The organism is Kitasatospora sp. NEAU-69 (assembly GCF_057158765.1).
In genome coordinates this window covers 24,660-37,225 of record NZ_JBWXUE010000047.1, presented here as the reverse complement: position 1 = coordinate 37,225, position 12,566 = coordinate 24,660, and the positions used below count along the sequence as shown (strand labels likewise).

The 12,566-nt window shown below is 72.1% G+C and carries 14 protein-coding genes; 4 read left to right on the top strand and 10 right to left on the bottom strand.

From position 1 onward, the window contains the following. Nucleotides 1-424: 424 nt before the first annotated feature. A complete protein-coding gene (locus AC060L_RS34300; protein WP_483802884.1) occupies nucleotides 425-1,066 on the top strand; it encodes an acetate uptake transporter in 642 nt (213 codons plus the stop codon). 36 nt (nucleotides 1,067-1,102) lie between these two features. On the opposite strand, the gene AC060L_RS34295 is transcribed toward AC060L_RS34300, so the two are convergent. From AC060L_RS34295 to cynR, 4 genes are all read right to left on the bottom strand, one after another. Further along, a complete protein-coding gene (locus AC060L_RS34295) occupies nucleotides 1,103-1,861 on the bottom strand; it encodes a pyridoxamine 5'-phosphate oxidase family protein (RefSeq protein WP_483802883.1) in 759 nt (252 codons plus the stop codon). Between the two features lie 34 nt (nucleotides 1,862-1,895). After that, nucleotides 1,896-2,981: a globin domain-containing protein gene (locus AC060L_RS34290; protein WP_483802882.1), complete on the bottom strand. Its 1,086-nt coding sequence runs from the start codon at nucleotides 2,979-2,981 to the stop codon at nucleotides 1,896-1,898. A gap of 485 nt (nucleotides 2,982-3,466) precedes the next feature. Continuing rightward, nucleotides 3,467-4,036 carry an EF-hand domain-containing protein gene (locus AC060L_RS34285; RefSeq protein WP_483802881.1) on the bottom strand — a complete coding sequence of 190 codons (570 nt, stop codon included), beginning with the start codon at nucleotides 4,034-4,036 and terminating at the stop codon, nucleotides 3,467-3,469. Nucleotides 4,037-4,172: 136 nt separating this feature from the next. Then, nucleotides 4,173-5,057, bottom strand: coding sequence for a transcriptional regulator CynR (gene cynR, locus AC060L_RS34280; protein WP_483802880.1), 885 nt, complete (start codon nucleotides 5,055-5,057; stop codon nucleotides 4,173-4,175). 124 nt (nucleotides 5,058-5,181) lie between these two features. Between cynR and AC060L_RS34275 the strand changes: the two genes are divergently transcribed. Together AC060L_RS34275 and cynS are read left to right on the top strand one after the other, a co-directional pair. Continuing rightward, nucleotides 5,182-5,784, top strand: coding sequence for a carbonic anhydrase (locus AC060L_RS34275; protein WP_483802879.1), 603 nt, complete (start codon nucleotides 5,182-5,184; stop codon nucleotides 5,782-5,784). A gap of 86 nt (nucleotides 5,785-5,870) precedes the next feature. Continuing rightward, a complete protein-coding gene (gene cynS / locus AC060L_RS34270) occupies nucleotides 5,871-6,341 on the top strand; it encodes a cyanase (RefSeq protein WP_483802878.1) in 471 nt (156 codons plus the stop codon). 78 nt (nucleotides 6,342-6,419) lie between these two features. Here the strand turns inward: cynS and AC060L_RS34265 are convergent, their stop codons facing one another. The 4 genes from AC060L_RS34265 to AC060L_RS34250 are packed head-to-tail and all read right to left on the bottom strand — an operon-like array spanning nucleotide 6,420 to nucleotide 10,422. Further along, entirely contained in the window at nucleotides 6,420-7,496 is a 1,077-nt protein-coding gene (locus AC060L_RS34265) for a DUF2332 domain-containing protein (protein ID WP_483802877.1), read from the bottom strand. A gap of 60 nt (nucleotides 7,497-7,556) precedes the next feature. Beyond that, nucleotides 7,557-8,213 carry a LutC/YkgG family protein gene (locus tag AC060L_RS34260; RefSeq protein WP_483802876.1) on the bottom strand — a complete coding sequence of 219 codons (657 nt, stop codon included), beginning with the start codon at nucleotides 8,211-8,213 and terminating at the stop codon, nucleotides 7,557-7,559. Continuing rightward, the gene (locus AC060L_RS34255) at nucleotides 8,210-9,679 is read right to left on the bottom strand and encodes a LutB/LldF family L-lactate oxidation iron-sulfur protein (RefSeq protein WP_483802875.1); all 1,470 of its coding nucleotides are present in this window, start codon (nucleotides 9,677-9,679) and stop codon (nucleotides 8,210-8,212) included. Before AC060L_RS34255 ends, AC060L_RS34260 begins: the two co-directional genes overlap by 4 nt. Continuing rightward, the gene (locus AC060L_RS34250) at nucleotides 9,676-10,422 is read right to left on the bottom strand and encodes a (Fe-S)-binding protein (RefSeq protein ID WP_483802874.1); all 747 of its coding nucleotides are present in this window, start codon (nucleotides 10,420-10,422) and stop codon (nucleotides 9,676-9,678) included. Before AC060L_RS34250 ends, AC060L_RS34255 begins: the two co-directional genes overlap by 4 nt. 187 nt (nucleotides 10,423-10,609) lie before the next feature. Here AC060L_RS34250 and AC060L_RS34245 point away from each other — a divergent pair, with 187 nt between their 5' ends. Next, nucleotides 10,610-11,233: a restriction endonuclease gene (locus AC060L_RS34245; protein WP_483802873.1), complete on the top strand. Its 624-nt coding sequence runs from the start codon at nucleotides 10,610-10,612 to the stop codon at nucleotides 11,231-11,233. A 37-nt stretch (nucleotides 11,234-11,270) separates the two neighbouring features. Here the strand turns inward: AC060L_RS34245 and AC060L_RS34240 are convergent, their stop codons facing one another. Both AC060L_RS34240 and AC060L_RS34235 read right to left on the bottom strand, forming a co-directional pair. Beyond that, nucleotides 11,271-11,666: a YybH family protein gene (locus AC060L_RS34240; protein WP_483802872.1), complete on the bottom strand. Its 396-nt coding sequence runs from the start codon at nucleotides 11,664-11,666 to the stop codon at nucleotides 11,271-11,273. A 40-nt stretch (nucleotides 11,667-11,706) separates the two neighbouring features. Then, nucleotides 11,707-12,000: a muconolactone Delta-isomerase family protein gene (locus AC060L_RS34235; RefSeq protein WP_483802871.1), complete on the bottom strand. Its 294-nt coding sequence runs from the start codon at nucleotides 11,998-12,000 to the stop codon at nucleotides 11,707-11,709. Nucleotides 12,001-12,566: the final 566 nt, after the last annotated feature.

Genomic DNA, 12,566 nt, shown 5'->3' with positions numbered 1-12,566 from the left:
GTTCGGGTCTACGCTGACGCTACCGATCGGTAGTGCCCCACAGGTTAAGCCCGGATTGCGCGTCCATGTCAATCCTCTCGCGTGTGGAAGTGTTCGATTCTGAGGTGGCGTCAGATTCTGTTCATCTGCCTATGCCCGCTTGCTCTCATGGCAGTTGACGATCATTCCGGTGGCATCGGTGATGAGCTGCAGTAACGGTGTCCGGCCGGACATGGCGATGGGGGTGCTGGTGCCGCAGTGGTGGCGAAGCGTTCCGCAGGACGGCCCGGCGTGTCGGACCTATCCTGAGAGACGCTGGTCACGCCGGTACCCGCCGCCTGACGGATACCCGAGCCAACCGCTGCGCACGGCGCGGGCGGGGCTGCCGTCGGTCACCATCGGCGCACTCCGGCCATGCTCGGCGCGCCGCGGGTAAGGAGTCATCGTGGCAGACGCCGACCGGACGGGTCCGGAACCCGCCGCCACCGCAGTCAGCAGCCCGGCCCCCGCCACGGGGGTCGCGGACCCGGGCGCGCTGGGCCTCGCGGCCTTCGCCATGACCACGTTCGTGCTCAGCTGCTTCAACGCCGGGCTGATCAACGTCAAGGTCATGGCCGTGGTGCTCCCGCTGGCGCTGTTCTACGGCGGCATCGTCCAACTGCTCGCCGGCATGTGGGAGTTCCGCCGGAACAACACCTTCGCGGCGACGGCCTTCGCCTCGTTCGGGGCCTTCTGGCTGGCCTACTGGGCGTACATCAAGATCGAGCTCCCGCGGCTGCTCCTGGTGCACCAGCTCTACCAGGCGACCGGCGTGTTCCTGCTGGCCTGGACGATCTTCACCGCCTACATGGCGGTGGCCGCGATGCGGACCAACGTCGCCGTGCTCGGCGTGTTCGTGATGCTGACGATCACGTTCCTGGTCCTGACCATCGGCGCCTTCGCCCAGTCCACCGGCTGGGACAAGACCGGTGGCTGGACCGGCCTGGTGACCGCGGCGATCGCCTGGTACGCGTCCTTCGCGATCGTCACCAACAGCACCTGGAAGCGGACCGTACGCCTGTTTTTCCCGTGGGGCGAACCGGGCTAAGGGCCAACACGGAGGGGGGCCGCCCGGCGGGTTTGGTCAGCCCCGCCGGGCGGCCCACCCCCAGCGGCGGGGGGCCGGTGGCGCGGCCGGCGCCGACCAGCTCGGCCGCGCGGCCGGCGGTCCGTCGGGGGCCTCCGGCGTGCGGACCGCGGCCGGCGTGCCTGCGGCGATCGCCCCGATCGCAGCGGGCACCGCGGTTGCCGGAGCCGCCGCGGTGAAGTAGTCGGCGTCCTTCGGCCGGTCGGCGCGCGAACGGGCGCTGCGCGCTGCGGGCTCCAGGTGCGGTATGTGCTTGGAGCAGTGGATGTAGGCCTCGTCCACCGTGAGGTGGATCCAGAACTCCACCCGGCGTCCCGGAGCGGTCTCCACCGGCAGCTCCGGGTGGGCGGTCCGCAGTGCGTCATCCGGACGCAGGTGCGCGGTGCCGTTGACGTGGAGCCCGATGTGGTCATGGGTGAAGTCGATGAAGAGCAGCCCGAGATGGGGGTTCTCGGTGATGTTCCCGGCGCTCGCCAGGACGCCGTTGCCCTTGTACTCGGGGTAGGCCAGCGTGCGGTCGTCCAGGACCTGTACGAACCCGGGCGGTCCGGCGCGGAAGCTGGCGTCGCAGGCGCCCTCGGCGTCCGCGGTGGACAGGAAGACCATGGTCTGCCGGGCGATGAAGGTGCGCATCTGCGAGGTCAGTTGCGCGTGCATCTGACGGTCGTAGAAGACGGCGGCGCGGTCGGCGGTGCCCAACTGCCGCTGCAGTTGGTGCTCGCCTGCCGAGCCGAAGTGGAGGGCGGACTGGGTCACGACGACGTCCTCGGAGATAGCGGGTGGACGGGTCTCAGGAGGTGGGATCGTCGAGCGTCACGAACGGGTCGTGATGGATGTCGTGCAGCGCGATGCCGCCGCGGGTCAGCACCCGCGCGGCGGCGACGATCATCGGGCCCGGCCCGCTCAGGTACGCCTCGTGTCGGCCCCAGGGCCCGGACTCGGCAAGCACCTCGGTCAGGCTGCCACTGCCGCCACGGACCTCGTCGTCGGCGACGGCCGCCCGTACGGTGAGCCAGTGGTGCCGCTGGGACATCCGCAGCAGGTCGTCGAGGCCGTACAGCTCCTGCGTGGTGCGGGCGCAGAGGAAGAGGTCCATGCGCCGCTGGACGCCGTCCAGCACGGCCTGTTCGACCAGCGCCCGGATCGGGGCGAGGCCGGTGCCGCCGGCGACGCAGACGACGTCCCGGGATGAGGCCGGATCGAGGACCATGTCGCCCTGCGGCGCGCCGAGCCGCAGCAGGTCGCCGACCACGGCGCGGTGCACCAGGGCGCTGCTGATCCGGCCGGCGGGCACCGCCCGGACGTGGAACGTGAGGGTGCCGTCCCGTCGTTGGGCGTTGGCGGGCGAGTAGTAGCGCCAGACCTTCGGCCGCCAGGGGGTCTCCATGCTGACGTACTGCCCGCCGGTGAACGGGTAGGGCTGGTCGGGCCGGACGGTGATCTCGGCGATGTCCCGGCCGTGCCGGCGATGGTCCACGATCCTGGCCTGCCAGGTGGCCGGCGAGTGCGCGGCGTCGGCCACGGCGGCCTGGTCCATGACCTGGGCGACCGTGCTGTACGCGCGGGTCCAGGCGCCTGCGATCTCCGGGGTCCAGGCGGGGCCGGCGAAATGCGCCAGGGTGGCGAGCAGGCTCTCGCCGACGGCCGCGTAGTGCCCGCTCTGGGTGCCGAACTTGCGGTGGTCACGGCCCAGGTGGGAGCAGAAGGCGACCAGGTTCTCCGGGTCGTCCACCAGCTCGACGATGAGCAGCAGGGCGCGGAGCAGGCGGTCGTGCTGGGCGTCCATGTCCGGCGGGAACAACTCGCGGACCTGCGGGTGGCGGCCGAACAGCGTCGCGTAGAAGAAGACCGGCAGCTCGGCGGCGTAGGGCTTCACGACGGCCAGGCTGGCCCGGATCAGGGCGCTGTCCTGTGCTTGTGAGGGTTGTGCCTGTGCGGGTTGCGCCTGTGAAGGCACTGCCGGCTGGGTTGCCCAGGGCTGCGGCAAGGGCGCCTGCGCCGTCGGCCGGTGCGCTGCCCCGTAGGCCGCCGGGTCCGGTACCTGCCACCCGTTCTCCGTGTCGGACGATGGAACGACGACGCCGGTGGAACGCCTGGCGCGGAACTTCACAGTGCGGCTCTCCTGTCCAGCTGTCCTCCCCCCGGAAGCTGTCATGGTGTGGCATGAATGGGTCAGATTCTGCCCACAGGCCCGATGGGGGGCGCAAGCGAATCCGGTGAAGCATTTGTGAGAGCGCCGGAAGCGGCAGTTGAACGGCCTCAAATCCTGGGCGCGCAGTGGTGGTTGTGGGTAACTGGGAAAGGTTCTGCGGATTCCTCGGGCGAGTGGTTTGCCGGGCCGCAGGGCCGGGAGGAGCGCGGCTAGATGTCCAGGGCGAACGCCGGGTTTCCCGCCCACCAGTTGCCCGGGGCCTTCGGGTCGTCGCTGGTCCAGTACTCGATGATGGCGGTGACGAACTCCGCGCTGGAGAGCGCGCCGTCGCCGTCGCGGTCCAGCCGGAGGAACGCCTCGGCCGCGGCCTCCCGGGTGAGGCCGGGGAAGTGGCCGTGCTGGAAGACGTAGAACTCCTCCGCGTCGATCGTCCCGCTGCCGTCCGTGTCGGCGATGGCCAGGAACGCCTCGGCGAGCGAGCCCAGCGTGGCCCTGGCCGCCACCGGGTCGCCGGCCAGCGAGCGGGTGGAGGTGATGAACTGCGCGCGCGTGATGCCGTCCGCGCCGGCCGGCAGGTGGGGCAGGTGCAGGTCGCGCCAGATCGCGCTGTAGGCGGCCACGATGCCGGCCTCGGCGTCGGAGCCCTCCGGGTAGCCCAGGGACCGGGCGACCGAGATGCCCATCAGGACGTGGTCGTGCTCGGTGAGCTTTCCGTCGCCGTCCGCGTCGAGGTGGTCGAAGCCGTGGCCTATCTTCGCGGTGAGCAGGTCGTCGGACATGGTGGGCATCCCTCCCGGAGAGTTCCGGGCCCCGCCGTACCTGCCGCGTTCCGGCGTGGCGGCCGGGGCCCCCGACCGGCCCGATGCGGGACGGTCAGCTGCACGCTAACGTGTGCCGATCGGCGGCGTCCGGCGTTCAGCCCACCCACTGGCGGATCAGTCGAGTGAACGCGTCGGCGGCCGCGCTCTGGTATGCACCCTCGCGGCGCAGCAGTGCCACCGCGCGCGCCGGGAACGCCGGTTGCAGCGTAACGGGGCGCAGGCGCGGGTGGTCGGTGGTGACGGCGTCGGGCAACACCGTCACCAGGTCGGTGCGTTGGACGATCTCGGTCAGGGCGGTGATCGAGTCGGCCTCGACGGTGATGCGCGGCCGGACCTGATGCGCCCTCAGGTGCTCGTCGATGTGACTGCGGGTGATGAAGTCGGCGCTGAGCAGGGCCATCGGGTGCGCGGCGAGTTCGGCCACCGGCAGCGGCTCGGGCTGAGCGGCCAGCGGGTGCCCGGCGCCGACGACCAGGCTCAGCGTCTCGGTGAAGAGCTCGGTGGCGGCGATGCCGTTCAGGTGCAGGCCCAGGAACGCGATGCCCAGGTCGAGTTCGTCGGCGAGCAGCGCCGACTCGATCTGACTCTGCGTCATCTCCCTGATGTTCAGCGAGATTCCCGGATGGGCAGTGTGGAACCGGGCGGCGAGCGGACCGACCAGGTAGGTGGTGAAGGTGGGGGTGGTCGCCAGGCGCAGCGTGCCGCGGGACAGGTCGGCGACGTCCGCGAGCGCGCGCTCGGCGGCGGCGAGGTCGCGCAGGGCGCTGCGCGCGTACCGCACGTAGACCTGGCCGGCGTCGGTGAGCCGGACGGCGCGGCCGCCGCGGTCCAGCAGCTGGGCGCCCACCGTCTGCTCCAGCTGCCTGACCTGCTGGGAGAGCGTGGGCTGGGAGACGTGCAGCTCCTCGGCGGCGCGGGTGAAGCTGCCTTGCTCGGCGACCGCGAGCAGATAGCGCAGATGACGGAGTTCCAGGGCCATGAGCCAACTATAGGTGGCATCGATGGATGTCATGGGTATTGCGTCTTGGACGCTATAGGTCCAGGTCGTGCATGGTGGATCTCGTCAGCCCCCGAGGGGCCGACAGCCACCGAAGGGAGTGACCATGCAAGACCTCACCGAGGGCGTCACACGTTTCCAGCGGGATGTCTACCCGGCAAAGGCGGGCCTCTTCGCCCACCTCGCCGCCACCCACCGGCCGACGACGCTGTTCATCAGCTGCTCCGACGCCCGCGTGGTGCCCGAGCTGATCACCCAGAGTGAGCCGGGTGAGCTGTTCGTCATCCGCACCGCGGGGAACCTCGTGCCCGCCCACACCCCCGGCCCCGACGGGGTCGCGGCCAGCATCGAGTACGCCGTCGCCGTCCTGAACGTCACCGACATCGTGGTCTGCGGCCACTCCGCCTGCGGCGCGATGACCGCCCTCGCCGAGCAGCACGACCTCAGCGGTGCGCCGGCCATCGCCGACTGGCTGCGCCACGCGGACGCCTCGCTGGCCCGCGCCGCGGGCCACGACGGTGCGGCGACGGTGGACGCACTGGTCCGGGAGAACGTGCGCGCCCAGCTCGCGAACCTGGCCACCCACCCCTCGGTGGCCCGCGCCCTGGCCGCGAACGCGGTCACCCTGCACGGCTGGGTCTACTCCATCCCCACCGGGACCGTCGAGGAGCTCGACAGCACCGGCCGCCCGGCTGCCCTCGCGGCCTGACCCCGGCCTCCACACGCCGAACGCCCCGAACGCCCGAACATCCTGAACGCCTGAACATCCTGAACGCCCGAAAGGACATCCTTCTCATGGTGCACGCCCAGTTCGACCCCGCCGCCCGTCAGACCCTGGCCAACAAGGCCGTCGATGCCAAGATCCGCAAGGACCTGACCTGGCAGCAGATCGCCGACGCCGCCGAGCTGTCGGTCGCCTTCGTCACCGCCGCCGTGCTGGGCCAGCACCCGCTGCCCGAGGCCTCGGCCAAGGCCGTCGCCGGGCTCCTGGGCCTGGACGAGGACGACGCGCTGCTGCTGCAGACCATCCCGATGCGCGGCAGCATCACCGACCGCATCCCGACCGACCCGACCATCTACCGCTTCTACGAGATGCTCCAGGTCTACGGCACCACCCTCAAGGCCCTGGTTCACGAGCAGCTCGGCGACGGCATCATCAGCGCCATCAACTTCAAGCTCGACGTGAAGAAGGTCGCCGACCCGGACGGCGGCGAGCGGGCCGTGATCACCCTGGACGGCAAGTACCTGCCCACCAAGCCGTTCTGATCCCGTAACGCACGCCGACGCCGTTTCGCCCCGCACCGACACCGGTGCGGGGCGAAACGTGCCGGGCGCGGCAGCGCGTCAGCCGGCGGGAAGCGTCTCCACCCAGCGCAGGTGACCCTCGACGACGGCGAGCACCCGCTCCTCGCCATCGGGCGTCCGCAGTCGCAGCGCCGCCCCGCCGCGGCTGGTGTCGGCGCGCGGGTCGGGGTCGGGCGCGTCTTCCAGGGAGATCCACCAGAGCGGGCCGGTGTCGCCGAGCGCGGCGATCGCCGCGTCGAAGGCGTCCAGACGGTCCGCGGGGACGTGCATGCGCACCGCCGAGTGGTACACCACGCGCGCCTCGCCGGCCGGAAGCTCCTTCGCGAGCTCGGGCAGCACGTCGATCGCGTCCCCACCCCGGACCGGCGGCGGATCGGCCACGACCACGTCCAGCGCGGCGGCGAGCAGCGCGCGCTGGTCGTGGTTCTCGGGCCAGATGAGCGCCTCCAGCCAGTGGCGCGCGTCGGCGTCGAGCACGTCGATCGGGTTGAGGTCCAGGCCCTGCACGGAGGCGAGCTCGGGCAGCACGTCCAGGTCGGGCAGCGGAGCGTCGCCGTACAGCTCGGCGATGAGCTGGACCGGGGAGGACGGGTCGCCGTACTGCCGGCCGCCGACCTGGTAGCCGTACCGGTCGAAACGCAGGTTGAGGCCGGCGCTGGTGCCGACCTCGATCAGGTGCACGGGGCCGCCGACCTGGCCGGCGATCTCGCTCAGGCCGATCCGCAGGGCCAGCGCCCGCTGGACCTGGTTGGTCTGCACGAGCCGGGTGCCGATCAGCTCGGCCAGCTCCGCCTCGTGGGCCTCGCAGAACGACACCAGCGCGGGTCCGGCCTCGCTCGCGGGCGCCGCCGCCGCGCCGACCACGGACGGGAAGTATGCCGCCAGCGGATGATCGACCCCGGCCAGCAGCAGCCGGTGGACCGCGCCGAAGAACAGGAACGTCGGATACTGGCCGGGACGCCCGCCCGAGGCGAGGTCGAGCAGCCGGTCGTTGGCGGCCACGGTCTGGCTCAGCGACCGGTAGAGCGGGGACGTGACGAACTCGCCCGCGCGCTCGAAAGCCAGACGCAGCTGCTCACGGGCTTCCGCCGTCGGGTTGATGATCTTCTCAGGCATGCTCAGACCGTAGCGATCCGCGAGGCGCGGCAGTAGTGCCTGGGCCGGATGTGAGGGGGATCATGCGCGGTCGGCGGCAGTGTCGACGGCGGCGAGGATGACGACGTCAAGGGTGCGAGGGCCGTGCACGCCCTCGACCCGTTCGAGCTCGATGTCGCTGGTGGCGGAGGGGCCGGAGACGAAGGTGAGCGGGCGCCTCGGATCGAGGCGCTCCAGCGCCTCGGGTACGTCCCCGACGATCTGCTCGGCGCGGATCACGCACAGGTGGTAGTCCGGGAGCAGGGTCAGCGCCCGACGCCCCTGGCCGGGGCCGGCGTCCAGCACGAGCGTGCCGGTCACCGCGATGCCGACGGTGGCCGTGGTCAGCACGGCATCCGCCCGGTCGAGTTGACCGACCGTCAGCTCCGGATCGTCGCGCAGCAGGCGGAGCGGGCCGGCCGGCAGCCAGGCTTCGGGGAAGCCCGTCGGGATCACCGCCGTGCCCACCGCGCGCTCCGCGAGCCGGGCGGCGAGCACGGCCGGCAGCTCGGCGGCCGTCGCATGGTGGACGGTCGCCCGGTAGTCGGCGACCCGCTCGGCGAAGAGGCCGAGCACGTCGGCTCCGGCGTGGCTGCGCCGGTACGCGCGGGGGACCGGGACGTCCTCGGGGTGCTCGTCGCCCGGCACGTCGGCGAGCGCGGCGCGGATCCGGCGCAGCACCGTCTCACGGGAGCTCATCGCGGCTTCTCCTCTCCACGGGTGCGCTGCCACCAGGCCCGGAACGACTCGGCGGGCGGCACCGGCGTGTCGCGCGTGTCCGACCAGCCGTGCAGCGGCCCGGGAAGTCGGCCGATCCGACCTCTGCGGCCGAGGAGCCGCCCGCCACGCGCTCCCGCCCGCTGCGCCCGCGCGAACCGCTCGGGGGAGGCGAGCAGCTGCGCGGCCGCCTTCATCGCGAGCGCCTCGGCGGTCGGCACCCGGCGGCGGCGCTTGGCGTCCACGACGGCCGCGCGCAGGTGCACCAGCACCTCGGGGATGTCGATCTTCACCGGGCAGGCGTCGTAGCAGGCACCGCAGAGCGTCGAGGCGAACGGCAGCGAGTCCGCCGCGTCGTTCGTGCCGCTGCCGACGCCGACCAGCTGCGGGGTCAGCACGGCACCGATCGGGCCCGGATAGACCGAGCCGTACGCGTGGCCGCCGGTGCGCTCGTACACCGGGCAGACGTTCAGGCAGGCCGAGCACCGGATGCAGCCGAGCGCCTGGCGGCCGACCTGGTCGGCGAGCGTGGCCGTGCGGCCGTTGTCCAGCAGCACCAGGTGGAACTCCTGCGGGCCGTCGCCGGGGGTGACGCCGGTCCACGCGGAGGTGTACGGGTTCATCCGCTCGCCGGTGGAGGAGCGCGGCAGCAACTGGAGGAAGACCTCCAGGTCGGCGAAGCTCGGCAGCACCTTCTCGATGCCCATCACGGTGATCAGCGTCTGCGGCAGCGTCAGGCACATCCGGCCGTTGCCCTCGGACTCGACCACCAGCACCGTGCCGGTCTCGGCGATCGCGAAGTTGGCGCCCGAGATCGCGACCCGGGCGCGCAGGAACTTCTCCCGCAGGTGCAGCCGGGCGGCTTCGGCCAGCGCGCGGGGCTCGTCGGTCAGGCCGACCGGGGCCGGCTCCATGTGCCGCAGGAAGATCTCCCGGATCTCGGCCCGGTTGCGGTGGATGGCCGGGACCAGGATGTGCGAGGGCCGGTCGTCGGCCAACTGCACGATCAGCTCGGCCAGATCGGTCTCGTACGCGGCGATGCCCTCGGCGGCGAGCGCCTCGTTCAGGCCGATCTCCTGGGTGGCCATCGACTTGACCTTGACCACCTCCGACTCCCCGGTGGCGCGCACCAGTTCGGTGACGATCCGGTTGGCCTCGGCCGCGTCCGCCGCCCAGTGCACCGTGCCGCCGGCCGCCGTCACCGAGGCCTCCAGCCGCTCCAGATGGAGATCGAGATGGCGCAGGGTGCGGAGCTTCAGCGCGGCCGCGGCGTCCCGCAGCTGCTCCCAGTCGTCGAGTTCGGCCGAGACCCTGAGGCGCTTGTCGCGGATCGTGCCGGTGGCCTTGTGCAGGTTGCGGCGCAGCTGGGTGTCGGCGAGCGCGGTGCGCGCGGCCTCGGGGAAGGCCGGCGCGCCGAGCCAGACCACGCCGCCCGGTGTTCCGGTCACCGTGCATCCTCCTGGGTGTCGGCTTCGGTCGATGCGAGGATCTCGGCCAGGTGCACGGTCCGGACGCCGGTGCGCAGGCGGGCCAGCCCGCCACCGATGTGCAGCAGGCAGGAGTTGTCGCCGGCCGACAGCACCTCGGCGCCGGTGTCGAGGACTTGGCGCATCTTGTCGGCGAGCATCGCGGCGGAGGTGTCCGCGTTCTTCAGCGCGAACGTGCCGCCGAAGCCGCAGCACTCCTCGGCCCCCGCGAGCTCCACCAGGTCGATGCCCCGGACCGCGCGCAGCAGTTGGAGCGGTTTGTCGCCGACCCGCAGCATCCGCAGCGAGTGGCAGGTCGGGTGGTAGGTGACCCGGTGCGGGTAGTACGCGCCGACGTCGGTCATGCCGAGCACGTCGACCAGGAACTCGGCGAGCTCGTACACCCTGGGCGCGACCTCGGCCACGGCCCGGGCCAGACCCGCGTCGCTCCCGGCCAGCACGGAGTGGTGCCGGCGGACCATCCCCGCGCAGGAGCCGGACGGGGTGACCACCGCGTCGTATCCGGCGAAGACCTCGGCGAAGCGGCGCACCAGCGGCACCGCCTCCTGCCGATAGCCGGTGTTGAAGTGCATCTGGCCGCAGCAGGTCTGGGCGAGCGGGAACTCCACGGTGTGGCCCAGCCGCTCCAGCAACCGGACCACGGCCCGGCCGGTCTGCGGGTGCAGCGTGTCGTTGAAGCAGGTGATGAAGAGCGCTACGCGCACGGGCCCTCCCTCCCGGTTCGGCGTGCCCTGGGCCGGCGGGCCCTCGGCCCGCAGATCCTCCCACAGTGCGTGCGGAGGGGGAGGGAGCCAGGGTTCGGCCGCGCTGTGTGGCGGCAGTCCTGGAGAAGTCGCCCCAGGTGACGGCGGTGTGGCCGACAATGGTGCTCGACCCGGAGGGGGACACGCTGTGGCATCACGCCGACCCGCACGCCGACCCGTACGCCGCAACACCGTCAACTACGGGCCGATCATCGCGGTCGGCCTGCTGCTCCTGGCGCTGGTGGGGATCCTGCGTGCGATGGCCGCGCATCCCGTCGTGTCCGCGCTGCTGCTGCTCGCGGTGGCCGCCGTCGGCGGCGCGTTCCTCGCCCGGTGGGTCCGGCGGCAGCGGGCGATGCAGCAGATCCAGGCCGCCCGCTCGTACGAGATCGCCCCCTACCACCAGATGACCCCGAGGGAGTTCGAGCACGCGCTGGCGTACCTCTGCCGGCGGGACGGCTGCCGGGACGTCCAAGTGGTGGGCGGTGCGGGTGATCTGGCCGCCGACGTGATCGCCACGGTGCCGGACGGGCGGCGGATCGTCATCCAGGCGAAGCGGTTCGGGCCGAGCAGTACCGTCGGCAGCGGCGACGTCCAGAAGGTCAACGGGACCTACCGCGACGTCCACCACGGGCAGTTGGCGGCGATCGTGACGACGTCCCGGTTCACCCGGCCGGCGCTCGATCTCGCGCGGCGGGTCGGCATCCGCGCGTACGACCAGCACGCCCTCGCCGGCTGGGCGTCCCGCACCGGCCCCGCGCCGTGGCACTGACGGTGGCGTTGCCTGGCGTGCGTTGCCCCGGCGCTCGTCAGTCGAGTTTGGAGACCTGGTAGTGGCTGATGGACCAGCCGTCCGCCGTGCGCGTGAGCAGCAGGCTCAGCTTGACGGTCAGGGTGGGCCGGTCGCTGAAGGAGAAGTCCACGTCGAGGTAGCCGAGGACGAGACCGGCGGCGGGCTGCCGGGTTTCGAGGATGCGGTAGGCGGCGGCCATGCCGAACGGCTGGGAGGCGTAGTAGTCGGCGACGCCCTGACGCCCGACGCTGTAGGGGTGCAGGCCCTGGAAGATCGCGTCCTCGGTGAAGCAGGATGCGACCTGATCCGGTTCGTGCGCATCGACGGCCGCCTTCCAGCGGTCGAGGACGCCGCGCAGGACGGCTTCACGGCCCGCCGGGTCGTTGGGCGGGCCGGGCATCGGGGTGGTCATCGGGGGTCTCCTTCTCGGCGATCGACTGGTGGGCGCGGGATCACGCGAGGCCCGGGTCGCTCGGGTGCGGCGACAGCGGTGTCACGGTGTCGTGCCGCCACACTCGCAGCGGCATCGAGGCGAGCACCTGTTCCAGCTGCTCGGCGTCGGGCGCGCTGAAGAGGCCCCAGGTGCGCCATTCGCCAGGCCCGAGCGGTGGCCGCCACAGCCGCAACAGGCTTCCCTGGGCGGCCAGTTCCCGCGACCGCGCGGCCTCCCGGGTCCGGATCTCCGCCACCGCCTCCTCGGACGTACCGTCCGGGACGGTGGTCACCATATCGACCAGGAACTCCATGGGCGGCTCTCCTCACCACGTCGGGCCCGACACGGGGAGATCCTAGGGCCTCTCTTATGGATCTTGTCGGATCAGCGCGCGGTTCCCCCAGCCTTCGGCCGGGAGGTGCCCCCAACACCCAGCCTTCGGCCGGGTGGCGCCCGGCTGGGCGTGCCGGCGGAGCGTCCTCGCACTGGGTCGTACTTGGATGCTTCGCCGGTGCGTCCAGCCGGGCAGCGACATCAGCAGCTGGCGCTGCGGGCCGGCGTCGCGCGCCCGGCAAGATCCGAAAGAGAGGCCCTGGCGCCGCCATCGGCGTGTCGGCGGCTATCCGCGAGCGTGGCGCGCCCCGGCCCGGCCCGGAACGCAGACGGTGCACGGCACGCCGCCCGTCGTGAGGACGGACGGCGTGCCGTGCACCGATCATCTGCCGTGTGGTGTGCCGGGGCTGACCAGGTCAGTGGTGCTGCGCGCCGGCGGACGGCGTCGGGGAGGGGGACGGCACGTCACAGGACGGCGCCGCAGACGGCGAAGCCGAAGCCGAAGCAGACGGCGTCGCGGAGGCGGAGGCCGAGGCGGACGGCGTC